The organism is Roseomonas gilardii, assembly GCF_001941945.1.
In the GTDB taxonomy this organism is placed as follows: domain Bacteria; phylum Pseudomonadota; class Alphaproteobacteria; order Acetobacterales; family Acetobacteraceae; genus Roseomonas.
On the sequence record NZ_CP015583.1, the window covers coordinates 1,609,786 to 1,633,487 of the forward strand.

Sequence of the window (23,702 nt, forward strand, 5' to 3'; positions counted from 1 at the left end):
CACGATGCCCGCTCCTCCCGCCATCCTCCAGGTCCTGCCCGCGCTGCATTCCGGCGGCGTGGAGCGCGGCACCGTGGAGATCGCCCAGGCCATCGCGCGGGCGGGCTACCGCGCCCTGGTCGCCTCGGCCGGCGGCGCGATGGCGCGAGAGGTCGAGGCGGTGGGCGGGCGCCACATCACCCTGCCGCTGGACCGGAAATCCCCCGCCGCGCTGGTCGCCAATGCCGGGGCGCTGGCCCGGCTGATCCGGGCGGAGGGGGTGCGGATCGTGCATGCGCGCTCCCGCTTCCCGGCCTGGTCCGCCTTCTGGGCCGCGCGGCGGACGGGCGCGCGCTTCGTCACCACCTATCATGGTGTGTACAGCGAGGATTTCCCGGGCAAGCGCCTCTACAACTCGGTCATGGTGCGCGGCGACCGGGTGATCGCCATCAGCGAGCATGTGGCCGAGGTGATCCGGCAGCGCCATGGCGTCGGGCCGGACCGGCTGCGGCTGATCCCGCGCGGGGTGGATGTCTCCGCCTTCGATCCCGACACCATCCCGGCGGAACGCGTCGCCGCACTGCGCGCCGCCTGGGGATTGCCACAAGGGGGCGTGCCGGACGGGCGCCCGTTGATGATGCTGCCCGGCCGCCTCAGCCGCTGGAAAGGGCAGGGCACCTTCCTCCAGGCCCTCTCGCGGCTCGGTGGGGACGGACCCACCGGCATCCTGGTGGGGGAGGGCGACTACCGCGCCGAGCTGGAGCGTGACGCTGCCGCGCTGGGCCTCGGGGACCGCCTGCTGCTGCCCGGCATCACTCGCGACATGCCGGCGGCGCTGATGCTGGCGGATCTGGCGGTGCATGCCAGCACCAAGCCGGAGCCCTTCGGCCGCACGGTGATCGAGGCCCAGGCCATGCGCGTGCCGGTGATCGCCGCCGATCTCGGCGCACCCCGCGAAACGGTGGAGGAGGGCGTCACCGGCTGGCGCGTGCCGCCCGGCGATCCGGAGGCGCTGGCCGGGGCGATCCGCCGCGCCCTCGCCCTGCCGGCGGAAGGGCGCGCGGCGATCGGTGCTGCGGCGCGGGCGGCGGTGCTCGCACGCTACACCACCGCCGCGATGCAGGCGGCGACGCTGGACGTGTATCGGGAGCTGCTGTGAGGATCCTGGTCATCAAGCTCTCGGCCCTGGGCGACATCGTCCTGGCCTTCGGCCCCTTCGCGGCGATCCGCGCGCATCATCCGGATGCCCATGTCACCCTGCTGACCACGAAGCCCTTCCTGGACTTCACCCGGCACATGCCCTGGTTCGACGAGGTCTGGCAGGACGACCGGCCGAGCGGGCCGGGCGGGCTGCTGCGCCTGGCGCGCCGGCTGCGGGCCGGGCGGTTCGACCGGGTCTATGACCTGCAAACCTCCGGACGCTCCTCGCGCTACCGCCTGCTGACCGGCCGCCACCCGGAGTGGTCGGGCATCGCGCGCGGCGCCAGCCATCCCCATGCCAACCCGCTCCGGGATTCCATGCACACGCTGGAGCGGCAGCGGGAACAGCTGGAGATGGCCGGCATCCACCATTTCCCGGCACCGGATCTCGGCTGGCTGGAGGCGGACCTGTCGCATCTCGGCCTGCCGGAGCGCTTCGTCGCGCTGGTGCCGGGGGCGAGCCCGAGCCGCCCGGCCAAGCGCTGGCCGCATTTCCCGGCCCTGGCGGCGCTGCTGCCCCTGCCATCCGTGGTGGTGGGCGGCCCCTCCGAGACGGCGCTGGCCGGGGCCATCCGGGCGCAACGGCCCGATGCCATCGACCTGACCGGCCGGACATCGCTCTTCGAGCTGGCGGCGGTGCTGCGCCGCGCCGCCGTCACCGTGGGCAACGACACCGGCCCGACCCATCTGGCGGCGGCGGTGGGCAGCCCGACCCTGACACTGTTCGGTGCGGACAGCGATCCCGCGCTCACCGCCCCGCGCGGGGCGAGGGCGGCGGCGCTGCAACGCCTGCCGCTGGACAGCCTGGACCCCGCTGCCGTCATGACAGCCCTGCGCGGCCTGGACGTGCTGCCGGCACCCTCCCCATCTGCCCCACCTTGACGTGTTGCGGGCGCGGTCCCAAAGGTCGCGCCTTGTTTCACACCCCTCCCCACGCAAGGAACGGCCCGCGCCCATGCCCGTGATCACTCTGCCCGACGGATCCACCCGTGCTTTCGACGGGGCGGTGACGGGCACGACGGTCGCGGCCGCCATCGGCCCCGGCCTCGCCAAGGCGGCGCTGGCCATGGAGCTGGACGGGAAGCTGGTGGATCTCGCCACCCCGGTCGAGGCGGATGCCAGCCTTCGCTTCGTCACCCGCAAGGACCCGGAGGCGCTGGAGCTGATCCGGCACGACGCGGCGCATGTGCTGGCCGAGGCGGTGCAGGAGCTGTTCCCCGGCACCCAGGTCACCATCGGCCCGGCGATCGAGGACGGCTTCTACTACGACTTCGCCCGCAACGAGCCCTTCAAGCCCGAGGACTTCCCGGCGATCGAGGCGAAGATGCGCGAGATCGTCGCGCGCAACGCCGGCTTCGTGCGCGAGGTCTGGCCGCGCGAGGAGGCGATCCGCTTCTTCGAGGAGAAGGGCGAGCGCTACAAGGCCGAGCTGATCCGCGACCTGCCGGCGGATGTGCCGATCAGCATCTACCGCCAGGGCGAATGGCTCGACCTCTGCCGCGGGCCGCACATGCGCTCGACCGGCGATATCGGCTCCGCCTTCAAGCTGATGAAGGTGGCCGGGGCCTATTGGCGCGGCGACCACCGCAACGCCATGCTGTCCCGCATCTACGCCACCGCCTGGCGCGACCAGAAGGAGCTGGACGCCTACCTGCTGCGGCTGGAGGAGGCGGAGCGGCGCGACCACCGCAAGATCGGCAAGGAGATGGACCTGTTCCATCTCCAGGAGGAGGCGGTCGGCTCCATCTTCTGGCACCCCAAGGGCTGGAAGCTCTACCGGGCGCTGGAAGACTTCATGCGCCGCCGGCTGGACGATGCGGACTATCAGGAGGTCCGCACCCCGCAGCTCGTGGACCGCAAGCTCTGGATCGCTTCCGGCCACTGGGAGAAGTTCCGCGAGAACATGTTCATCGCCACCGTCGAGGACGAGTCCGAGAAGGACCGCGTCCTCGCGCTGAAGCCGATGAACTGTCCCTGCCACGTGCAGATCTTCAACCAGGGCCTGCGCAGCTACCGCGAGCTGCCGCTGCGCATGGCCGAGTTCGGCGCCTGTCACCGCTACGAGCCCTCGGGCGCGCTGCACGGCATCATGCGGGTACGCTCCTTCACCCAGGACGACGCCCACATCTTCTGCACCGAGGAGCAGATCGCGGGCGAGACGGTGAAGTTCGTGGCCCTGCTCTCCGCGATCTACCGCGACCTGGGCTTCGAGAGCTTCCGGGTGAAGTTCTCCGACCGCCCCGAGAAGCGCGCCGGCACGGACGAGGTCTGGGACCACGCGGAGGGCGCGCTGCACGAGGCCTGCCGCATCGCCAATGTGGAATACGAGATGAACCCGGGGGAGGGCGCCTTCTACGGCCCGAAGCTGGAATTCGTCCTCCGCGACGCGATCGGCCGCGACTGGCAGTGCGGCACGCTGCAGGTGGATTTCGTGCTGCCGGAGCGCCTGGACGCCGAATACGTGGCCGAGGACGGCACCCGCAAGCGCCCGGTCATGCTGCACCGCGCCATCCTGGGCAGCTTCGAGCGCTTCATCGGCATCCTGATCGAGCAGCATGCCGGCCGCTTCCCGCTCTGGCTGGCCCCGGTGCAGGTGGTGGTGGCGACCATCGTCAGCGACGCCGATGCCTATGCCGGGCAGGTGGGGCTGGCGCTGCGCGCCGCCGGGCTCCGGGTGGAGCTCGACACGCGCAACGAGAAGATCAACCGCAAGGTGGCGGACCATATCGCGGGCCGCGTACCGCTGATGGTGGTGATCGGGCGGCGCGAGGCCGAGGAAGGGAAGATCGTGCTGCGCCGCCTGCCCGGGCGCGAGCAGGAGACCCTGTCCCTGGACGAGGCCGTGGCGAAGCTGGCGGCGGAAGCCGCCCCGCCCGATGCCAACCGCGAGAACATGGTTGCAGCGGCCTGAGCCGCGCACCATAAAATCATTCCTACGAAACCGTAACAGGAGCTAACCCTGGCCCGAGGCCCTATTCCGAACCAGCTTCCCACCCGCGACGGTCCGCGGGTGAATGAGGATATCCGCGTCCCGCAGGTCCGCCTGATCGACCAGGACGGCGAGATGCTCGGCGTGATGAGCGCGCGCGACGCCCTGCTGCGCGCCTATGATGTCGGGATGGATCTCCTGGAAATCAGCCCGAACGCCGATCCGCCGGTCTGCAAGATCACCGACTACGGCAAGTACAAGTACGAGCAGCAGAAGAAGGCCAACGAGGCCCGCAAGAAGCAGAAGGTCGTCGAGATCAAGGAGATCAAGGTACGGCCGAACATCGATGACCACGACTACGAGGTGAAGATGCGCGCCGCGCGCTCCTTCATCGAGGAAGGCGACAAGGTCAAGGTGACGCTTCGCTTCCGCGGCCGTGAGATGGCGCACCAGGATCTGGGTGCCAAGGTGCTGGAGCGGATCCGGACCGAGCTGGGCGATACCGTGAAGGTGGAATCCATGCCGCGCCTGGAGAACCGCCAGATGATCATGGTGCTGGCGCCGAAGTAAGGCCGCCCCGCCCCGGAAGGCCTCCTTCCGGTGGGGCGACCCCATGGGGCGATCCGGTTCCGGTTCGCCCGTTCCGGCTGGCGGCAGGCCCTGGGCCTGGCCGCCCGGCCGCGTTTGCGCCGTTCGCGGCGCTTCCGGCTGGTGGACGGACCCTGGCGGTGCGTGGTCTCCCGCACCGGCGGAAAAAAGCGGGCCGATGAGGTCAGCCGAAGCGGGGGTGCCGCGTTCCCGCCCTGACCGGCCGGTGCGCCCCCGGGCTTGCGGGCCATCGCCGGCTGGCTGACTTTGTGCCGGCAAGGGTGAGGAAGCCGCATGCATTTCATCCGCCTCTACGCCAGGGTTCTGGGCCTCCTGGCGCCAGACAAATGGGTCGCGATCGGCCTCGCCTTCTCGGCCCTGGCCCTGGCCGGGCTGCAGTTCCTCGAACCGGTCCTGTTCGGGCGGGTGGTGGACGTGCTGTCCGCCTCCGGCCGCCTGCCGGCCAGCGAGATCTGGCGGCAGGCCATGGCCCTGCTGGTGGTCTGGGGGGCGGTGGGCCTCACCGGGATCGCGGCGAATGTCGCGACCTCCCTGCTGGCGGACCGCATGTCGCACCGGAACCGGCTGGTCTCGATGCACCGCTTCTTCCAGCACGTGCTGTCGCTGCCGCTGTCCTTCCATGGCGACACGCAGTCCGGCCGGATCATGAAGATCATGCTCTCCGGCTCGGACAAGCTCTTCTCGCTGTGGCTGGGCTTCTTCCGCGAGCACCTGATGACCTTCCTCTCGGCCATCGTGCTCCTGCCCCTGACGCTGTTCCTGAACTGGCGGCTGGGCCTGCTGCTCATGGCCCTGGTGGTGATCTTCGTCACCGTCTCGATCTTCGTGATCAAGCGCACCCAGGCGGCGCAGGAGCATGTGGAGCAGCTCCATTCCGGGCTGGCGGGCAATGTGCAGGATGCGCTGTCGAACGTGACGGTGGTGCAGGCCTTCACCCGGATCAATGCCGAGACCCGGGCCTTCGGCGACACCATCCAGCAGGTCCTGGCGCACCAGTTCCCCGTGCTGAACTGGTGGGCGGTGGTGACGGTGATGACCCGCGCCTGCTCCACCATCTGCATCATCCTGATCTTCCTGCTCGGCACCTGGCTGCACATGCGGGGGCAGGCGACGGTGGGCGAGATCGTCTCCTTCATGGGCTTCGCCAACATGCTGATCTCGCGCATGGAGGGGGCGGTGGCCTTCGCCTCGCAGACCGTGCTGCAGATGCCGGCCCTGGCGGAGATGTTCTCGGTGCTCGATGCCCGCTCCTCCGTGCCCGAAAAGCCGAACGCCGTGGATATCGGCCAGGCGAAGGGCGAGGTGCGCTTCGAGAACGTGGCCTTCGGCTATCCGGGCGGCCCGCTGATCCTGAAGGATGTCTCCTTCACCGCGCCGCAGGGACGCACCATGGCCCTGGTCGGCCAGACCGGCGCCGGCAAGTCCACCGCCATGTCCCTCCTCCAGCGGCTCTGGGACCCGGTCTCCGGCCGGATCACGCTGGATGGGCACGACCTGCGCGACATCTCCCTGGACTCGCTGCGCGGGAATATCGGCGTGGTGTTCCAGGATTCGATGTTGTTCAACCGCACCATCCGGGAGAACCTGCTGATCGGCCGGCCGGGCGCGACGCAGGAGCAGATCGAGCACGCCTGCCGCATGGCCGAGGCGCATGACTTCATCATGCGCCAGCCCCTGGGCTACGACACGCTGATCGGCGAACGGGGCAGCTCGCTGTCGGGCGGGCAGAAGCAGCGCCTTTCCATCGCCCGCGCGCTGCTGAAGGACCCGCCGGTGCTGATCCTGGACGAGGCCACGAGCGCGCTCGACACCGCCACCGAGGCCCGGGTGCAGAAAGCGCTGAAGGCCCTGATGGCCGGGCGCACCACCTTCATCATCGCCCACCGGCTTTCCACCGTCCGGGACGCGGACGAGATCATGGTGTTCGACGCGGGCTACATCGCGGAACGCGGCACCTTCGACGAGCTGGTGGCGCTGAACGGCCGCTTCGCCGAGCTGGTGAAGACCCAGCTCGCCGGCACCACCACGGTGAGCCAGCCGGCCCCCGTGCCCGCCTGAAGGGATCGCCGGCTCGGCCGGCCAGGGCCGCGAACATGGAAAAGCCGCCACGGAACCCCGTGGCGGCTTTCGCTTCTTCCGGCTATCCCGTCCCACAAGGAGCGGGATGGCTGCTCCGGATTACCGCACCAGGCGCAGGCTGCCGTCCGGCGCCCGCTCGTACACGCCGCCGCCGCCGAGATAGGCGCCGTTGCTGGCGCTGCGGCGGGACGAGTTGGCACGGTTGCGCAGATGCGCCGGACCGGTGCCGGGCCCGCCATCGACCGACGAGGAGCCCGCGCCGCTGTAGTCGCGCGGGGTCGCCCCAGGGGTGGCGTAGGAGGTGCCCGTGCGGTTCATCGGCGGCGTGTTGACGCGCGAGGAACCGGCCGCGCTCATGTCACGCGGCGTGGAGCCATATCCCGGACGGCTGGTGGCCGGGTTGTTCAGCATCGGCGTATCGACGCCGGAGGAACCGGCGCCGCTGTTGTCACGCGGCGTGGCGCCCGGAAGGGCCTGGGTGGCCGGCATCTGCTGCGCCGAGGCGGCGCCGGCGCCGAGGGCGAGAGCCAGGGCGCAGGCCGAGAACAAGGTCCTGTTCATTGTTGATCTCCTTGGGTGGACCCCATGAAGAAGTGACTCCCCTGAATTCCAGGGGCCTTCTTCTCCCGGCTGGGTCTCGACCGGCTAACGGAGACTTTGCCGCCAAGTTGCGGTCACGTCTTCGCGCCATGGGACGGGCGTGAAAGCCGGACGAGCATTTCGGCGGGAAAGTCCCCGTTGCAATGCGGAAGACGAGGACTTGGCGCCGCGCCGCCTCAACCGTGGTCCCAGAGCCGGGCGGCGCCGAAGACGCCCGAACTGTCGCCATGCTTCGCCTGCACGATGTTGGTCCGGTGCGAGTCCCCGAAGATCCAGGGCTCCATCAGGCGCGGCACCTCGTGATAGCAGTGCTCCAGGTTCGAGACGCCGCCGCCAAGCACGATCACGTCCGGGTCCAGCATGTTCGTCAGGTTGGCCAGGGCCCGGGCCAGCCGGTCGGCATGGCGCTCCAGCCCGGCGCGGGCGATGGGATCGCCGGCCGCGGCCTGCTCGCCGATCGCGGAGGCATCGCGATGCCCGGGACCATAGGTATCGACGGCGAGGCCGGGGCCGGACAGATAGGTCTCCAGGCAGTTCGGGTTGCCGCACCAGCAATGGGTGCCCGGCATCTCCTCGGCGCGCATCCAGGGCAGGGGAGTATGTCCCCATTCGCCGGCGATCCGGTTCGGCCCGTTCAGTGGATAACCGTTCACCACGATGCCGGCGCCGCAGCCTGTGCCCAGGATCACCGCGAAGACGACCGGATAGCCCTGGCCCGCCCCGTCGGCGGCCTCGCTCATCGCCAGGCAGTTGGCGTCGTTCATGACCCGGACCTCGCGGCCGATGGCGCGCGCCAGATCGACGTCGAGCGGATGCCCGTTCATCTCCTGGGTGTTGGCATTCCGCACCAGGCCACTATGGGGGCTGATGCTGCCGGGAATGCCGACGCCGATGGTCGGCCGGCCATCGGCGCTGCGGAGCTCCGCCTCGGCTTCCGCCACCAGCGCGGCGATGTTGTTCACGATGTCGTCATAGGCCCGGGGCGTCGACCTGCGCCGGCGCAGGCGCACATGGCCATCCTCGTCCAGGGCAACGATCTCCGTCTTCGTGCCGCCCAGATCGACGCCAAGCTTGATGCGCATGAACAGCCTCGTTCTCCCGCCCCGGAGGCTGCGGCAAGACGGGGACGCAGGCAAGCGGCACCACGTACCGCCCTAACACTGGTGAAGGAAGCGGGACGTGACGCGGGGCGCGGAGCCGGGCAGAGAGGGACCGAGACAGGGGCCGCCGCCGGACACAGTCCGGTGACCGGCCCGGCCGGCGGGCACGGGGGTTCCGGCTGTGCTGGACAGGCTGGCGTGGGAGTGATGGAATTGCGACGATGAGCGAGACGGTGCTCGATGTGAAGGGGCTGAGCTGCCCCCTGCCAGTGCTGAAGGCGAACAAGGCCCTTCGATCCCTGCCTGCCGGGGCACGGCTGACGGTGCTGGCCACGGACCCGGCCAGCGTCAAGGATTTCCAGGCCTATGCCCGGGAAACCGGCCATGCGCTCGTCAGCTTCAGCGAGGGGGCCGGCCTGTACCGCTTCACGCTGCGCAAACGGAAGGACACGGTCGCGCCCGAGGCCGACTGACCCGGCGGGAGGGGACCGGGGGCAGGGGGGAAGAAAGAACAAGTGGATCTTCTGTTGCTGACGCACCGGGCTTGCCTGGGCCATGACATGGGCTTCGAGGCCATGGAACGCCCGGCGCGGCTGCGCGTGGTGCTGGAGGCGCTGGAGGCGCAGCAGTTCTCGATGCTGGCGCGGGAGGAAGCGCCCCGCGCGACCCGCGAGCAACTGATGCGCGTCCATCCGGCCAGCTACGTGGACACCATCCTGGCGACACGGCCGGAGGGCGACGAGCACGTGGTGATCGACGGCGACACGGCCATGGGCGCCGGCAGCGCCGAGGCCGCGCTGCGTGCCGCGGGGGCCGGCATCGCCGCCGTGGATGCGGTGATGCGCGGCGAATTCGCGCGGGCCTTCTGCGCCGTGCGTCCGCCCGGCCACCATGCCGAGCCCGCGCGGGCCATGGGCTTCTGCCTCTTCTCGAACATCGCCGTCGCGGCCCGCCATGCGCAGGAGGTGCACGGCGCCGGGCGGGTGGCGATCCTGGATTTCGACGTCCACCACGGCAACGGCACCCAGGCGGTGTTCGAGCGCGATCCCAGCGTCTTCTTCGCCTCCTCGCACCAGATGCCGCTCTATCCCGGCACCGGCGCCGCGAAGGAGCGCGGCATGGGCAACATCCTCAACGTCCCGCTGCCGCCCGGCTCCAAGGGGGACGAGTTCCGCGCCGCCTGGTCGGAGCTGATCCTGCCCGCGGTGGAGCGCTTCTCCCCCGGCCTGATCCTGGTCTCGGCGGGCTTCGACGCCCATGCGCGCGACCCGCTGGCCCATCTCCGCCTGACGGAAGCGGATTTCACCTGGGTGACCGGTGAAATTTGCGCGCTTGCAAGGCGGGTCTGCGGTGGGCGGGTGGTATCGATGCTCGAAGGCGGCTACGACCTGGACGCGCTGGCCCGTTCCGTGGCCGCGCATGTGCGGGCCCTGATGGATGCCTGAGACATGGATGACGGGGCCCGGCTTCTGGAAACGAGGTTCATGAACGATACGTCGCCGGCGGTGGAGGCGCTTTCCTTCGAGGAGGCGCTACGGGAGCTCGAGGAGATCGTCCGCAGCCTGGAGCGCGGCGATGCGTCCCTGGAGACGGCGATCGCCAGCTACACCCGCGGCACCGCCCTGCGGGCCCATTGCGAGCGGAAGCTGAACGAAGCGGAGCAGCGCGTGCAGGCGATCGTCCCCGGCCCCAACGGGCCGTCGCTGCGGGAGATCGAGGAATGAGCGACCAGACCATGCCGGCATCCATTCCCATCGCCCTGGCCACGGCGCTCACCGCCGCGCAGGGGGAGATCGAGCAGGCGCTCGACATCCTGCTGCCGCGCGAGGAAGGGCGGGAAGCGCCGCTCTTCGCCGCGATGCGCTACGCCGCGATGGGCGGCGGCAAGCGGATGCGGGGCTTCCTGGTCCTGGAAGGCGCGCGGCAGTTCAACGTGGCCCGGGCCTCCGCGCTGCGCGCCGCCGCTGCCATCGAGATGCTGCACGCCTATTCGCTGGTGCATGACGATCTGCCGGCGATGGACGACGACGATCTCCGCCGCGGCAAGCCCACGGTCCACAAGCAGTGGGACGAAGCCACCGCCATCCTGGTCGGCGACGCCCTGCAGACCCAGGCCTTCGCCGTGCTGGCGGCGCCCGACACGCATCCCGACCCGGCGGTGCGGGCGGAGCTCTGCCTGCACCTGGCCCTGGCCTCCGGCGCGCGCGGCATGGTGGGCGGGCAGATGCTCGACATCCTGGCCGAGAGCGCCACGGAGCCCATGACCCAGGCCGAGATCGGGCGCTTGCAACTGCTCAAGACGGGCAAGCTGATCGAGTTCTCGGCCGAGGCCGGGGCGATCCTGGGCAAGGCGCCCGCCGCGCAGCGCATGGCGCTCTGCTCCTACGGGCACGATGTCGGCGCCGCCTTCCAGATCGCCGACGACCTGCTGGACGCCACCGCCACGGCGGAGGAAACCGGCAAGGCCACCGGCAAGGATGCCGGTGCAGGCAAGGCCACCCTGGTCAGCCTGCTCGGCCTCGAACGCGCCCAGGTCCAGGCCGAGCGCCTCGTGGCCCAGGCGAGGCGGCATCTCGACAGCTTCGGGGAGAAGGCGGATCTGTTGCGCCAGCTCGCCGACTACGCGATCCAGCGTAGGAACTGACACCATCCACGCGGCCGGAGGACCCATGTCACGACCCAGCACGCCGCTGCTCGACCGCGTCCGCATCCCGGCGGACCTGCGCAATCTTTCGGCCGAACAGCTCCGCCAGCTCGCCCATGAGCTGCGGGCGGAGACCATCGACGCGGTGAGCGGCACCGGGGGGCATCTCGGCGCCTCCCTCGGGGTGATCGAGCTGACGGTGGCCATCCACGCCGTCTTCGACACGCCGGCCGACCGGCTGATCTGGGATGTCGGCCACCAGGCCTATCCGCACAAGATCCTCACCGGCCGCCGCGACCGCATCCGCACCCTGCGGCAGCCGGGGGGCCTGTCCGGCTTCACCCGGCGGTCGGAAAGCGAGTACGACCCGTTCGGCGCCGCGCATTCCTCGACCTCGATCTCCGCCGGCCTCGGCATGGCGGTGGCGCGGGACCTGAAGGGCGACACGCGCAACGTCATCGCCGTGATCGGCGACGGCGCGATGAGCGCCGGCATGGCCTACGAGGCCATGAACAACGCCGGCGCCATGAAGTCCCGCCTGATCGTGGTGCTGAACGACAACGACATGTCGATCGCCCCGCCGGTGGGGGCGCTCTCGGCCTATCTGTCGCGCACCATCTCCTCGCGGCCCTTCCTCTCCATCCGGGACGTGATGGGCAAGCTGGCGAAGCGCTTCCCGGCACCGCTGGCCCGCGCCGCGGAACGGGCGGACGAATACGCGCGCGGGCTGCTGACCGGCGGCACGCTCTTCGAGGAGCTGGGCTTCTACTATGTCGGCCCGATCGACGGCCACGACCTCGACGCGCTGCTACCGGTGCTGCGCAACCTGCGCGACGCGGATGAGGGCCAGCCCGTCCTGCTGCATGTGGTGACCAAGAAGGGCAAGGGCTACGCCCCCGCGGAATCCTCGCCCGACAAGTACCACGGCGTGCAGAAGTTCAACGTCGTGACCGGCGAGCAGCAGAAGGCGCCGCCGGGCCCGCCCGCCTACACCAAGGTCTTCGCCAATGCGCTGATCGCCGAGGCGGAGCGGGACGACCGGATCGTGGCGGTCACCGCCGCCATGCCCTCCGGCACCGGGCTCGACCTCTTCGGCAAGCGCTTCCCCCGGCGCACCTTCGACGTGGGCATCGCCGAGCAGCACGGCGTCACCTTCGCCGCCGGCATGGCGACGGAGGGGATGAAGCCCTTCTGCGTGATCTACTCGACCTTCCTGCAGCGCGCCTACGACCAGGTGATGCACGACGTGGCGCTGCAGAACCTGCCCGTGCGCTTCGCCATGGACCGGGCCGGGCTGGTCGGCGCGGATGGCGCCACCCATGCGGGCTCCTTCGACATCGCCTATCTCGGCTGCCTGCCGAACATGGTGCTGATGGCCCCCGCCGACGAGGTGGAGCTGGTCCACATGACCGCCACGGCGGCGGCCCATGATGCCGGGCCGATCGCCTTCCGCTACCCGCGTGGTGAGGGCACCGGGCTCGTCGCCCTGCCGCAGCGTGGCGAGATCCTGCCGATCGGCAAGGGCCGCATCCTGCGCGAAGGCACGGCGGTGGCCCTGCTGTCCTATGGCACGCGGCTCGCGGAATGTCTGAAGGCGGCGGATGAGCTGGCGGCGCAGGGGCTTTCCTGCACCGTGGCCGATGCGCGCTTCGCCAAGCCGCTGGACACGGCGCTGGTGGAGCAGCTCGCGCGCCATCACGGCGTGCTGGTGACGATCGAGGAGGGCTCGGTCGGCGGCTTCGGCAGCTTCGTGGCGCAGCACCTCGCCTGGAAGGGCCTGCTGGACGGCGGGCTGCGCTTCCGGCCCATGGTGCTGCCCGACCGCTACATCGACCACAACAATCCTCGGAAACAGTACGACGAGGCCGCGCTGAACGCCGCCCATGTGGTGGCGACGGTGCAGGCGGCCCTGGGCTCCGACGCGGGGGGCGCGGTGCTGGCGCCCGCCCGGGCGTGAAGGCGGATCGGAAGGCGGAGGCCGGGGCAGCCGCCCCGCACGCCCCTTCCGGCCCCGCCGCCAGCCCCAACGCCAGCCTTGCGGGGGGAAAGACCCGCGCCGACCAGGCCCTGGTGGACCGCGGCCTCGTCGAGAGCCGTACCAAGGCCCAGGCGCTGATCCTAGCCGGCAAGGTCTTTTCCGGCGAGGCGCGGGTGGATAAGCCCGGCCAGCCGGTGAAGCCGGACACGCCCCTCCAGGTGCGGGGCCAGGAGCATCCCTGGGTCTCGCGCGGTGGCGTCAAGCTGGCCCATGCCCTGGAGCATTTCGGCCTCAAGCCCGACGGGCGCACCTGCCTCGATGTCGGCGCCTCCACCGGCGGCTTCACCGACGTGCTGCTGAAGCACGGGGCGGCCAAGGTCTTTGCCGTGGATGTCGGCCATGGCCAGCTCGCCTGGAGCCTGCGCCAGGACCCGCGCGTGGTGGTGATGGAGCGGACGAACGCCCGCTACCTCGACGCCACCCACATCCCCGATCCCCTGGACGCGGTGGTCTGCGATGCGTCCTTCATCGGGCTCCGCACCGTCCTGCCGGCGGCGCTCGCCCTCGCGGCGCCCGGCGCCTGGGCCGCCGCGCTGATCAAGCCACAATTCGAGGCGGGGCCGGATGCCGTGGGCAAGGGCGGCGTGGTGCGCGACCCGAACGTGCACCGCCGGGTCTGCCACATGATCCGGGAATGGTGGGCGGGTCTGGAGGGCTGGTCGGTCCTGGGCGTGGCGGAAAGCCCGATCACCGGCCCCGAGGGAAACAAGGAATTCCTGATCGCCGCGCGGCGGAACGGGAAGGCCTGAAGCCTCCTCTTCCCCTTTGTCAGGCCGTGGAACTGGCGGAGGCGGCGGGCGTGGCGGTCATGGCATGGGTTCCGGTGCCGTCGGCGGGACCCTGGGTGCGAAGCTGGGCCAGCAGATTCCAGACGCGGTCCGGATCCATTCTGATTTCCGGATCGTTAATGAGACGGTCCAACTCCTCGAGTGCGGTCTCGAGCTCGCTATCGGTCATCCGACCTTCCCCGAATTTTGCACTGCAACGCGGCGAGAATGCCCCCCAGGGCAACAGCCTGCAACAATAACATTCATCAAGTCGCAAGGTTTTCCGGCCAGGATGCCCGGTCAGGGCTTTCCAGGGATCAGCCGCAGGATTCAACTGCAGGTAGCAAGGCCGGAAGACGCCCCTGCGGGTGCGAGGGGTGGCGGAAACGCAGCTCGCCACACGGAGTCGAGTCGGGGGGCGCCATGTCGAACATCTCCATCCGGGAGGCGCAGCTCACCGTGACCACGTGGCGCGCCACGGGCCTGGTGAGGAAGCGGCGGACCGCCCCTTCCAGCTCCAGGCTCTCGCGCAGGCTGCGCCATTCGGTCCGGTTCAGGTCCTCCAGGAACATCGCCAGGATGCCAGGGCGTGTGCCGCTGAGCCGGGAGGCCGCCAGCGTGGCGCGACGGCAGACCGCGGCAGCGATGCCATTCTCCCGCCCGGAACGCGCGGCCAGCACCAGGATGCTGTCGCTGCCGGGGTTCCCTGCCATGGCCAGGTGCGTGTCGGGACCGAACTGGGCCCGCAGCGCCGCAGGCAGCCCCACCTGCGCCCCGGCGATCAGCAACGGGTCGAGCTTCAGCACCGCGGCCTGGTCGGCATCCTGGCGCTTGTGGGAGGAGAGCAGGGCGGTGATCCGGCGGTGCAGCTCGGCGACGTGTTCCGGCTCCTGCATGCCGTCCGGCAGCGTCACCTTGAGCACGTAGCGGCCCGGATGCGCCGAGAGCCAGGTGTGCAGATCGGGATTCACCCGGTCCACCAGGGTGCACCAGCCGCTGTGGTGCAGGGGGCGTCCCTCATCGGCCAGAGCCGTCTCGCAGACGATCTCCGCCTCGGCCTCGTCCCGCCGGATCAGCAGGTCGTGCGGGGTGCCGTCGATCAGCCCGGCATGGTGCACGGCGAAGCCGCGGGACCGCTGCAGGCTCGCCACCCGCAGCATGTGGAAGAGGGGAATGAGGTTCGCCTGCCCCGTCAGCCCGGCGGCGAGCAGGTGGCGCAGCCGGTCGCGCGGCCCTGGCGGCAGGGTCGCGGCCAGCTCCACCGCCTCCCGCGCGAAATCCAGGGCCCGCGCCTCGGTGGCAGCACTGCCCTGGCGGCCCAGGCTGGCCTGGGCCTCGCCGCCGAAGATGCGGGCCAGGGCGAGTTCGAGGGCGTGGCGCTGTTGCAGGGCACGGGCGCTGAAGGAACGGCGGCGGGAGGCCTCGCTGATGTCGGAAAGGCGCTGAAGCCACGCCTCCTCGCCGGCGAGGTCGAGGAAGGCGTCCTTGATGGCGTGATGAGACCCTGCCGCATACGCCATACGGACCAACCCTCCGAAACCGTGCTGCCGCTAAATCCCGAGTTTCGGGATCGGTCAATCAAACGTCTTCGTGAGGCGTTCAGTTGCGCGGCAGGCGGACGCGGGCGGGGGCATCCGGGTTCTGGGCGCGGTGGCGCATCAGGTGGTCGGCCAGCACGCAGGCCAGCATGGCCTCGCCCACCGGCACGGCACGGATGCCGACGCAGGGATCGTGGCGGCCCTTGGTGACCAGTTCCACATCCTCCCCGAAACGGTCCACCGCCCGGCGCGGCTGGAGGATGGAGGAGGTGGGCTTCACCGCGAAGCGCGCGACCACGGGCTGCCCGGTCGAGATGCCGCCCAGGATTCCGCCGGCATGGTTGGCGGAGAACAGCACCTCGCCATCCTCGCCCATGCGCATCTCGTCCGCGTTCTCCTCGCCGGACAGGGCGGCGGCGGCGAAGCCCTCGCCGATCTCCACGCCCTTCACCGCGTTGATGCTCATCAGCGCGGCGGCAATGTCGGAATCGAGCTTGCCATAGAGCGGCGCGCCCAGGCCGGGCGGCACGCCCTCCGCCACCACCTCGATCACGGCGCCGATGCTGCTGCCGGCCTTGCGGATCGCCATCAGCCGCTCCTCCCAGCGCGCGGCGGCGGCGGCATCGGGGCAGAAGAGGGCATTGCGCTCCACCTCGGCCCAGCTCCAGGTGGAGCGGTCCACCGTGTCGCGGCCCAGCGCCACCATGGCGCCCCGGATGCGGATCTCGGGGCCCAGCACCTTGCGCGCCACCGCCCCCGCGGCGACCCGCATCGCGGTCTCCCGCGCCGAGGACCGGCCGCCGCCGCGATAGTCGCGCACCCCGTATTTCAGGTGGTAGGCGAGGTCGGCATGTCCCGGGCGGAAGCGGTCGGCGATCTCCCCATAATCGCGGGAGCGCTGGTCCTGGTTGGTGATCTCCAGCGCGATCGGAGTGCCGGTGGTCAGGCCCTCGAAGGTGCCGGACAGGATGCGGACCTCGTCCGGCTCCTGCCGCTGCGTCACGAGCTTCGACTGGCCGGGGCGGCGCTTGTCGAGGAAGGGCTGGATATCCGCCTCGGCGAGCGGAAGGCCGGGCGGGCAGCCATCCACGACGCAGCCGATGGCGGGGCCGTGGCTCTCCCCCCAGGTGGTCACGCGGAACAGGTGGCCGAAGCTGTTGTGCGACATGGGGGGAGGGAGCCTGGAATGCGGGGAAGGGCGGTCAGCCCTTCTCCACCGTGATGTCGGGGGCGTCGGGATTCTTCATGCCGACGGTGTGATAGCCGCAATCCACGTGGTGGACCTCGCCGGTGACGCCGGTCGAAAGGCCGGACAGGAAATAGAGGCCGGAATTGCCCACTTCCTCCAGCCCGACATTGCGGCGCATCGGCGCGTTGTACTGGTTCCACTTCAGGATGTAGCGGAAATCGCCGATGCCGGAGGCGGCGAGCGTCTTGATCGGCCCGGCGCTGATCGCGTTCACCCGGATGCCGCGGTCGCCGAGATCGGCGGCCATGTAGCGCACCGAGGCCTCCAGCGCCGCCTTGGCCACGCCCATGACGTTGTAGTGAGGCATCACCCGCTCGGCGCCCAGATAGGTGAGCGTCAGCAGCGAGCCGCCGTCGTTCATCATCGCCGCCGCGTGCTTCGCGACGGAAACGAAGGAGAAGCAGGAGATGTCCATCGCCTGCAGGAAGGCCTCGCGCGGCGTGTCGAGATAGCGCCCGCGCAGGTACTCCTTGTTGGCGAAGCCGATGGCATGGACCAGGAAGTCCAGCTTGCCCCAGCGCTCGCCGAGCGTCTGGAACACCGCCTCCACCGAGGCGTCGTCGGCCACGTCGCAGGGCATCACCAGGTCGCTGCCGACGCTGGTGGCCAGGGGGCGGACGCGCTTCTCCAGCGCCTCGCCCTGATAGGTGAAGGCCAGATCGCCGCCCTGGGCCGCCACCGACCGGGCGATGGCCCAGGCGATGGAACGGTCGTTGGCGACACCCATGACGAGGCCGCGCTTGCCCGCCATCAGGTTGCCCGTCGGAATCTTATGTTCTTGCGCAGTATCGGTCATGCGGTGTGGTCCCGAGGCACCGGTCCTGCGACCGGCCGTGATGTTGCGGCGGGGCCGGAGGGGTGGCACATGCCTTCCGACCCGGCAAGAGGGCAAGGGATCATGAACGCCACCCTGGACGCCAATACGGACTTCACCCTGACCACCGATCCGGTCGCGCTCTTCGGCGAATGGATGCGCGCGGCCGAGGCCAGCGAGCCGAACGACCCGAACGCCATGTGCCTCGCCACGGTGGGGGCGGATGGCCGCCCCGCCGCCCGGATCGTGCTGCTGAAGAGCGTGGATGGGGATGGCTTCATGTTCCACTCCCACTACACGGGCCGCAAGGGGCGGGAGCTGGAGGCCAACCCCTACGCGGCCCTGTGCTTCCACTGGAAGAGCCTGCACCGGCAGGTGCGGGTCGAGGGGCGGGTCGAGCAGGCCACCCCGGCGGAATCCGATGCCTACTATGCCTCGCGCGCCCGGATCTCGCGCCTCGGCGCCTGGGCCTCGCGCCAGTCGGAGCCGCTGGCCGACCGGGCCGAGCTGGAGGCGCGGCTGCGGGAGGCGGAGCAGCGCTTCTCCGGCGAGGAAGTGCCCCGCCCGGAGCACTGGGGCGGCTTCCGCCTGGTCCCCGACAGCATCGAGTTCTGGCAGGACGCGCCCTACCGCCTGCATGACCGGGTGGTCTTCACCCGGGACGGCGAGGGCTGGGGGCGCCAGCGCCTCTACCCGTGAGCCTGCCGCCGGAGCAGCGCGAGACGGGCGCCCTGCTGTCACGGCTGACCGGGGCGGCCGCGCCGCTGGAGACGCATATCTCCGCCATCTATGTCGGCGCGGACCGCACGCTGAAGCTGAAGAAGGCGGTGGCGCTGAGCTTCCTCGACTTCACCACCCTGGCGGCGCGGGAGCGTTTCTGCCGGCGGGAGCTGGAGGTCAACGCCCCCGCCGCGCCCGGCATCTACCGCACCGTGCATGCCATCACCGGCGGGGCCGGCGGGGCGCTCCGCCTGGATGGCGACGGGGAGGTGGTGGACTGGGTGCTGGAGATGGCGACCCTGCCCGCCGACGGCTTCCTGAACCTGATCGCGGCGCGCCACGGCGTGGACGGCGCGCTGGCGGATGCGCTGGGCGACACGGTGGCGGCGCTGCATGCCACCCAGCCCGTGGTCGAGGGGCTGGACTCCGAGGCGGCGATGCAGCGCGTCCTTGCGGGCGCCGTCGAATCCTGCCGCCTGGCGAAGCTGCCGATGCCGGAGGTGGAGCGCCTGTCCGCCGGCCTCGGCGCGGCCTTCGCGGCTCGGCGGGGTCTGCTCAACGCCCGCGCCGCCGCCGGGCATGTGCGGCGCTGCCATGGCGACCTGCATCTCGGCAACCTCGTGCTCTGGCAGAAGCGGCCGGTGGCCTTCGACGCGCTGGAATTCGACGAGGTTCTGGCCACGGTGGACACCGGCTACGACCTCGCCTTCCTGCTGATGGACCTGGACCAGCGCGCCGACCGGGCCGCCGCCAACCGGACCCTGTCGCGCTATCTCGGCCGCACCGGGGATACCGGGCTGCTGGGCGGGCTGGCGCCCTGGCTCTCGCTGCGCGCCATGGTGCGGTCCTATTGCGAGGTCCTGGCCGGCAAGGACGGGATGCCCTACCTGCGCGCCGCGCAACGCTACCTGGAACCCGCCCCGCCCGTCCTGCTGGCCATCGGCGGCCTGCCCGGCACCGGCAAGTCCTGGCTGGCCCGCGCCCTGGCGCCCGGGATCGGCGCGGCGCCCGGCGCGCTGGTGCTCCGCAGCGACGAGATCCGCAAGCGCCTCGCCGGGGTGGAGCCGGAGACCCGCCTGCCGCCCGGGGCCTATACCCCGGCCCGCAAGGCCGAGACCTACGCCGCCTTCCTGCGGGAGGCGCGCGAGGCCCTCTCCGGCGGCCATTCCGTGGTCGCCGACGCCACCTTCCTCGACCCGGCGCAGCGCGCGGGAATCGAGGCCGTGGCGCGGGAGGCGGGCTGCCCCTTCCTGGGCCTCTGGCTGGAGGCGCCGGTCGAGCTGCTGCGCGACCGCATCGCCGCGCGGCGCCACGATACCTCGGATGCCGACCTCGCCGTGCTGGAGGCCAGCGCGCGCCTCGATCCCGGCCCGCTCAACTGGGAAGCGGTGCGGGCGGATGATGATCCGGTCGCGGCCGCCACAGCCCTGCTGGCGCGGCTGCGGCCCGCCTGAGCAACGGCCCTGAGCGACGGCCCTGAGCGACTGCCGGTTGCATCCGTGCCTCGCTTGGTGATTGCATCCCCTCCGCGCGACTTGCCCCGCGGCCCCGGCGGCGGGACAATCCGGGCCGAGGCCCACCCTCCGGTCGGCGCGGCGCTTCGGGGCAGGCCCCCGGGCCCGCCGTGCGCGACCGGGCCGATAGGAAGCAGTTCCATGGCTTACCGCCGAATCCTTCTCCCCCTGACCGGTACGGCCGCGGGAGAAGCCGCCCTCCAGACGGCGCTGATGATGGCGCGGATCTGGCACAGCCACGTCCATTGCCTGCATGTCCGCGTCGATGCGCGCGACGTGGCGCCGCTGGCCGGCGAAGGGCTCTCCGGCGCCATGATCGAGGAGATGATGGCCGCCACCGAACGCGAGAGCGGCGACCGCGCCCATCGCGTGCGGGCGCTCTTCGACCGCTTCGTGGCGAGCAAGGACGTGCAGATCGCGACCAACGCCGCCACCGCCAACAAGGCGAACGCGGCGACCCTGTCCTTCGAGAGCGTGGCGGGGCGGGAGGAGGATCTCGTCGCCCAGCAGTCGCGCCTCTACGACCTGGCGATCGTGCCGCATCCGGAGGCGGGGGAGGATGTCTCCTCCTCCGACGCGCTGCACGCGGTGCTGTTCGACAGCGGGCGGCCCGTGCTGATCGCGCCGCGCCTGCCGCCCGAGACCATCGGCACGCGGGTCTGCTGCGCCTGGAACGGCACGGCGGAAAGCGCCGCCGCCATCGCCGCCGCGCTGCCCTGGCTGCACCATGCCTCGGCGGTGCAGCTCCTCTACGCCACCGGCTACCAGCGGCGCGGGCCGGCGGTGGACGGCATCCTCTCCTATCTCCGCTGGCACAGCATCGAGGCCGAGGCCAAGGAGTTCCAGCCGGTGAGCAAGGATATCGGCGCCGGCCTCCTGACCGCCGCCAAGGATTTCGGGGCGGACCTGCTCTGCATGGGCGCCTACAGCCATTCCCGGCTGCGGCAGCTCATCCTGGGCGGCGTCACGCGGCACGTGCTGGAGAACGCGGACATCCCCGTCCTGATGTGCCGTTGAAGGTCCGGAGGGAGGCTCCGCGCCTCCCCCCGTCCCGTCACGGCATGCCGGCGCCGCCCGAGGCCCCGAAGACCTGCCCGGTGATGTAGCTGCCATCCGCCGCGGCGAGCTGCACGTAGATCGGCGCGATCTCGGCCGGCTGCCCCGGCCTGCCCAGCGGGGTCTGCGCGCCGAAGCTCTTCAGGTTGTCCTCGGTCTGCCCGCCCGCGACCTGCAACGGCGTCCAGAAGGGTCCCGGCGCCACGGCGTTCACGCGGATGCCGCGCTTCGCGAGCTGCTTCGCCAGCCCCTTGGAGAAGTTCATGATCGCCGCCTTGGTCATGGCGTAGTCGAGCAGGATCTCGCTCGGCTGATAGGCATTGACCGAGCTGGTGTTCACGATGGCGGAGCCGGGCTTCAGGTGCGGCACAGCCGCCTTGGTGATCCAGAACATCGCATAGATGTTCGTGCGCACCGTCCAGTCGAAATCCTCCTCGCTGAGGTCGAGGATGGAGTCGTGGTGATGCTGGCGGGCGGCGTTGTTCACCAGGATGTCCAGCCCGCCCAGCCCGTCCACCGCATCCTGCACCAGCTTGCGGCAGAACCCGGCATCCCGGATGTCGCCGGGCAGGAGCACCGCCTTGCGCCCGGCCTCGCGGATCAGCCCCGCCACCTGCTGCGCGTCCTCCTCTTCCGCCGGCAGGTAGCCGATGGCGACATCCGCGCCCTCGCGGGCATAGGCGATGGCGGCAGCGCGGCCGATGCCGGAATCCCCCCCGGTGATGAGCGCCTTGCGCCCGGCGAGACGGCCGCTGCCGCGATAGCTCTTCTCGCCATGATCGGGCGGCGGGGTCATCCGGCTGGCGAGTCCCGGCCAGGGCTGGGTCTGCGGCTGGAAAGGCGGGGCGGGATAGGCCGCGCGCGGGTCCTCCAGCTTCGGCGCGGCGCCGGGGGAGGCCTGCGGAGCGGTGCCCTGGGCCTGCGCCGTGGAGGCCAGCCCCGGCACCACCATCGCCGCGGCCAGCCCCGCCGCGGTCCCCTGCATCAGCCTGCGGCGGGAGGCGCTGCTCTCGTCCTGGTCCATGGCGGTTCTCCTGTCCGTGTCGCGGGGAAGGAGGGCGCCGCGCCCGATGGTCACCCCATCGGCGCCACGCACCTCGCACCCGCGAAACGCCCGCCAGGGAAGGCCGGTGTCTTGTAGCGGTGTCACAGCCCGGCGAGGCCATGCCGGAATGGAACCGGCATGCACCTCGTCGGACAGAGCGCCTCAGTCCGCCGGACGCACGTCCTGGGCGCGCGTGTATTCGTCCGCGCGGGCGTCGATGGTCAGCCCATGGCGCAGCGCCCAGGCGTTCTTCTGGATGTGGATCGGGATCAGCCCCGTATCCGCCATCGCCATCCGCGTCGCTTCCTGCAGGATCGCTTCCCGCTTCGCGTCGTCGAGGGTCCGCATGGCCTCGTTCAGCTTCGCGTCGAAGGCGGGGTTTGAGTAGTGCCCGCGGTTGGAGGCGCCGGTGCCCAGCTCCTTGTCCTGCGTCGCCAGCAGGGCACGCAGCATGGTGGAGGCCTCGCCGCTCGTCGCCGCCAGGCCCATCAGGTGGACGCTGGTGTCGCCACGGCTGGCGCGGGCGATGAAGGCGGTGAAGGGCTGCGCATCGACCTGGGTCCGCACGCCGATCCGCGTCCACATCTGCCCCACGGCCTGGATGATCCGCGCATCGTTCATGTAGCGGTCGTTGGGGCCGTGGATGGTGATGCGGAAGCCCTGCGGATAGCCCGCCTCGGCCAGCAGCTTCTTCGCCGCCTCCGGATCGGGTTTCGGCGCCGGCAGGTCGGGCACGTAGCCGGTGGTGCCCGCCGCCATCACCTGCCCGGTGGGAACCGTCGCATCCTCCATCACCCGTGCCGCGATGGCCTGGCGGTCGATGGCGATCGACAGCGCCTTGCGCACCCGCGCGTCGCGCAGCGGGTTGCGGCCGAGCTTCTGCCCGTCCGGCCCGGTGACGAAAGGCGAATCACCCTCGTTGCCCTGGTCCATCGCGAGATAGATCAGGCGCAGCCCGACCGTCTCCGCGACATTGATCCGCTTGTCGTCGCGCAGCCGCTTCAGGTCGCTCGTCGGCACCTGGTCGATCGCGTCCACGTCGCCCGCCAGCAGCGCGGCGGTGCGCGCGGCGTCGCTGGTGATCATGCGGTAATGCACCTTGGACCAGTGCGCCTTGTCGCCCCAGTAGGCGTCGTTGCGCTCCAGCTCGATCCGGTCGCCGCTGCGATAGGAGACGAGGCGGAAGGGGCCGGTGCCGATCGCCGCCTTGCCGCTGTTGAAGTCCTCGGTCGTCGCGCCCTCATGCGTCTGCCGGTCCAGCATCATGACGTTGACGAGGTCGGTCGGCAGCAGCGGATAGGGCGCCTCCGTGTGGAAGCGGACGGTCAGCGGATCGACGATCTCGACGCGCTTGATGGCCCGGACATACTGCGCGAAGGACGAAGGCGAATTCGGCACCGTCGGCACGCGCGCGATGGTGAAGGCGACATCCTCTGCCGTGAAGTCCTGCCCGTTATGGAACTTCACGCCGGGGCGCAGCTTGAACTCCCAGGTCGTCTCGTCCACCGGGCGCCAGGACAGGGCGAGGCCGGGCTGCGGCCGCACATTCGCGTCCGTGGCCACCAGCGTGCCGAAGACCATCCCGGCCACGCCCGAATTCGGCGTGAGGTTGTGGTAGTGCGGGTCCATCGAGGTGACCTGCGCGCCCACGCCCATGGTCAGCTCCTGCGCGCGCGCCTCCGCCGTGGCGAGGGTGAGCGAAAGCGCGGCGATTCCGCCGAGAAGGGCTCGTTTCAGCATGGTGGTCTCCATCCGTGTGTCTGGCGTGTCCGGTCCGGCCGCTGCGGGCGGCTCTGGGCCCCGGAAGCGACGGGGCTCCGG

General features: G+C 70.8%; 22 protein-coding genes. 14 read left to right on the plus strand and 8 right to left on the minus strand.

The window, feature by feature from the left end:
* Positions 1 to 4 precede the first annotated feature (4 nt).
* The 5 genes from RGI145_RS07305 (at position 5) to RGI145_RS07325 (ending at position 6,775) form a co-directional block, all read left to right on the plus strand.
* Positions 5 to 1,138 (plus strand): glycosyltransferase family 4 protein, encoded by a 1,134-nt coding sequence (locus RGI145_RS07305; RefSeq protein WP_075797836.1) that lies wholly within the window; start codon positions 5 to 7, stop codon positions 1,136 to 1,138.
* Entirely contained in the window at positions 1,135 to 2,061 is a 927-nt protein-coding gene (locus RGI145_RS07310; RefSeq protein ID WP_075797837.1) for a glycosyltransferase family 9 protein, read from the plus strand. The genes RGI145_RS07305 and RGI145_RS07310 overlap by 4 nt, the downstream gene beginning before the upstream one ends.
* A gap of 73 nt (positions 2,062 to 2,134) precedes the next feature.
* Positions 2,135 to 4,090 (plus strand): threonine--tRNA ligase, encoded by a 1,956-nt coding sequence (thrS, locus tag RGI145_RS07315; protein WP_075797838.1) that lies wholly within the window; start codon positions 2,135 to 2,137, stop codon positions 4,088 to 4,090.
* A 63-nt stretch (positions 4,091 to 4,153) separates the two neighbouring features.
* A complete protein-coding gene (gene infC, locus RGI145_RS07320; RefSeq protein WP_075797839.1) occupies positions 4,154 to 4,678 on the plus strand; it encodes a translation initiation factor IF-3 in 525 nt (174 codons plus the stop codon).
* Positions 4,679 to 4,990: 312 nt separating this feature from the next.
* The gene (locus RGI145_RS07325) at positions 4,991 to 6,775 is read left to right on the plus strand and encodes a glucan ABC transporter ATP-binding protein/ permease (protein WP_075797840.1); all 1,785 of its coding nucleotides are present in this window, start codon (positions 4,991 to 4,993) and stop codon (positions 6,773 to 6,775) included.
* Between the two features lie 120 nt (positions 6,776 to 6,895).
* Here the strand turns inward: RGI145_RS07325 and RGI145_RS07330 are convergent, their stop codons facing one another.
* Entirely contained in the window at positions 6,896 to 7,357 is a 462-nt protein-coding gene (locus RGI145_RS07330; RefSeq protein ID WP_075797841.1) for a hypothetical protein, read from the minus strand.
* A 215-nt stretch (positions 7,358 to 7,572) separates the two neighbouring features.
* The gene (locus RGI145_RS07335) at positions 7,573 to 8,478 is read right to left on the minus strand and encodes an ROK family protein (protein ID WP_075797842.1); all 906 of its coding nucleotides are present in this window, start codon (positions 8,476 to 8,478) and stop codon (positions 7,573 to 7,575) included.
* Positions 8,479 to 8,717: 239 nt separating this feature from the next.
* On the opposite strand from RGI145_RS07335, the gene RGI145_RS07340 reads away from it, so the two are divergent.
* The 6 genes from RGI145_RS07340 (at position 8,718) to RGI145_RS07365 (ending at position 13,927) form a co-directional block, all read left to right on the plus strand.
* On the plus strand, positions 8,718 to 8,969 hold the full coding sequence (locus RGI145_RS07340) for a sulfurtransferase TusA family protein (RefSeq protein WP_027279652.1): 252 nt from the start codon (positions 8,718 to 8,720) through the stop codon (positions 8,967 to 8,969).
* Positions 8,970 to 9,011: 42 nt separating this feature from the next.
* On the plus strand, positions 9,012 to 9,941 hold the full coding sequence (locus RGI145_RS07345) for a histone deacetylase family protein (protein ID WP_167668248.1): 930 nt from the start codon (positions 9,012 to 9,014) through the stop codon (positions 9,939 to 9,941).
* A gap of 39 nt (positions 9,942 to 9,980) precedes the next feature.
* Positions 9,981 to 10,220 carry an exodeoxyribonuclease VII small subunit gene (locus tag RGI145_RS07350; RefSeq protein WP_075799922.1) on the plus strand — a complete coding sequence of 80 codons (240 nt, stop codon included), beginning with the start codon at positions 9,981 to 9,983 and terminating at the stop codon, positions 10,218 to 10,220.
* The gene (locus tag RGI145_RS07355; RefSeq protein WP_418314496.1) at positions 10,217 to 11,140 is read left to right on the plus strand and encodes a polyprenyl synthetase family protein; all 924 of its coding nucleotides are present in this window, start codon (positions 10,217 to 10,219) and stop codon (positions 11,138 to 11,140) included. The genes RGI145_RS07350 and RGI145_RS07355 overlap by 4 nt, the downstream gene beginning before the upstream one ends.
* Positions 11,141 to 11,165: 25 nt before the next feature.
* Complete coding sequence (dxs, locus tag RGI145_RS07360) at positions 11,166 to 13,097, plus strand: 1-deoxy-D-xylulose-5-phosphate synthase (RefSeq protein ID WP_075797843.1); 1,932 nt, start codon at positions 11,166 to 11,168, stop codon at positions 13,095 to 13,097.
* Between the two features lie 110 nt (positions 13,098 to 13,207).
* Entirely contained in the window at positions 13,208 to 13,927 is a 720-nt protein-coding gene (locus tag RGI145_RS07365; RefSeq protein WP_075799924.1) for a TlyA family RNA methyltransferase, read from the plus strand.
* Positions 13,928 to 13,946: 19 nt separating this feature from the next.
* Here the strand turns inward: RGI145_RS07365 and RGI145_RS25565 are convergent, their stop codons facing one another.
* The 4 genes from RGI145_RS25565 to fabI all read right to left on the minus strand — a co-directional run bounded on the left by RGI145_RS25565 (position 13,947) and on the right by fabI (position 17,528).
* Entirely contained in the window at positions 13,947 to 14,135 is a 189-nt protein-coding gene (locus RGI145_RS25565) for a peptide chain release factor 1 (protein WP_208863946.1), read from the minus strand.
* A 127-nt stretch (positions 14,136 to 14,262) separates the two neighbouring features.
* The gene (locus RGI145_RS07370) at positions 14,263 to 15,465 is read right to left on the minus strand and encodes a hypothetical protein (protein WP_075797844.1); all 1,203 of its coding nucleotides are present in this window, start codon (positions 15,463 to 15,465) and stop codon (positions 14,263 to 14,265) included.
* Positions 15,466 to 15,544: 79 nt separating this feature from the next.
* The gene (aroC, locus tag RGI145_RS07375) at positions 15,545 to 16,651 is read right to left on the minus strand and encodes a chorismate synthase (protein ID WP_075797845.1); all 1,107 of its coding nucleotides are present in this window, start codon (positions 16,649 to 16,651) and stop codon (positions 15,545 to 15,547) included.
* A gap of 34 nt (positions 16,652 to 16,685) precedes the next feature.
* Complete coding sequence (fabI, locus tag RGI145_RS07380) at positions 16,686 to 17,528, minus strand: enoyl-ACP reductase FabI (protein WP_075797846.1); 843 nt, start codon at positions 17,526 to 17,528, stop codon at positions 16,686 to 16,688.
* Between the two features lie 102 nt (positions 17,529 to 17,630).
* Here fabI and pdxH point away from each other — a divergent pair, with 102 nt between their 5' ends.
* From pdxH to RGI145_RS07395, 3 genes are all read left to right on the plus strand, one after another.
* Positions 17,631 to 18,245, plus strand: a complete 615-nt coding sequence (gene pdxH / locus RGI145_RS07385) for a pyridoxamine 5'-phosphate oxidase (RefSeq protein ID WP_075797847.1) — start codon at positions 17,631 to 17,633, stop codon at positions 18,243 to 18,245.
* Positions 18,242 to 19,720 carry a bifunctional aminoglycoside phosphotransferase/ATP-binding protein gene (locus RGI145_RS07390; protein WP_075797848.1) on the plus strand — a complete coding sequence of 493 codons (1,479 nt, stop codon included), beginning with the start codon at positions 18,242 to 18,244 and terminating at the stop codon, positions 19,718 to 19,720. The genes pdxH and RGI145_RS07390 overlap by 4 nt, the downstream gene beginning before the upstream one ends.
* A gap of 201 nt (positions 19,721 to 19,921) precedes the next feature.
* The gene (locus tag RGI145_RS07395; protein WP_075797849.1) at positions 19,922 to 20,797 is read left to right on the plus strand and encodes a universal stress protein; all 876 of its coding nucleotides are present in this window, start codon (positions 19,922 to 19,924) and stop codon (positions 20,795 to 20,797) included.
* Positions 20,798 to 20,834: 37 nt separating this feature from the next.
* Here RGI145_RS07395 and RGI145_RS07400 read toward each other — a convergent pair whose 3' ends face one another.
* Both RGI145_RS07400 and RGI145_RS07405 read right to left on the minus strand, forming a co-directional pair.
* Positions 20,835 to 21,860: an SDR family oxidoreductase gene (locus RGI145_RS07400; RefSeq protein ID WP_075797850.1), complete on the minus strand. Its 1,026-nt coding sequence runs from the start codon at positions 21,858 to 21,860 to the stop codon at positions 20,835 to 20,837.
* A 183-nt stretch (positions 21,861 to 22,043) separates the two neighbouring features.
* Complete coding sequence (locus RGI145_RS07405; protein WP_237183239.1) at positions 22,044 to 23,621, minus strand: ABC transporter substrate-binding protein; 1,578 nt, start codon at positions 23,619 to 23,621, stop codon at positions 22,044 to 22,046.
* Positions 23,622 to 23,702 lie beyond the last annotated feature (81 nt).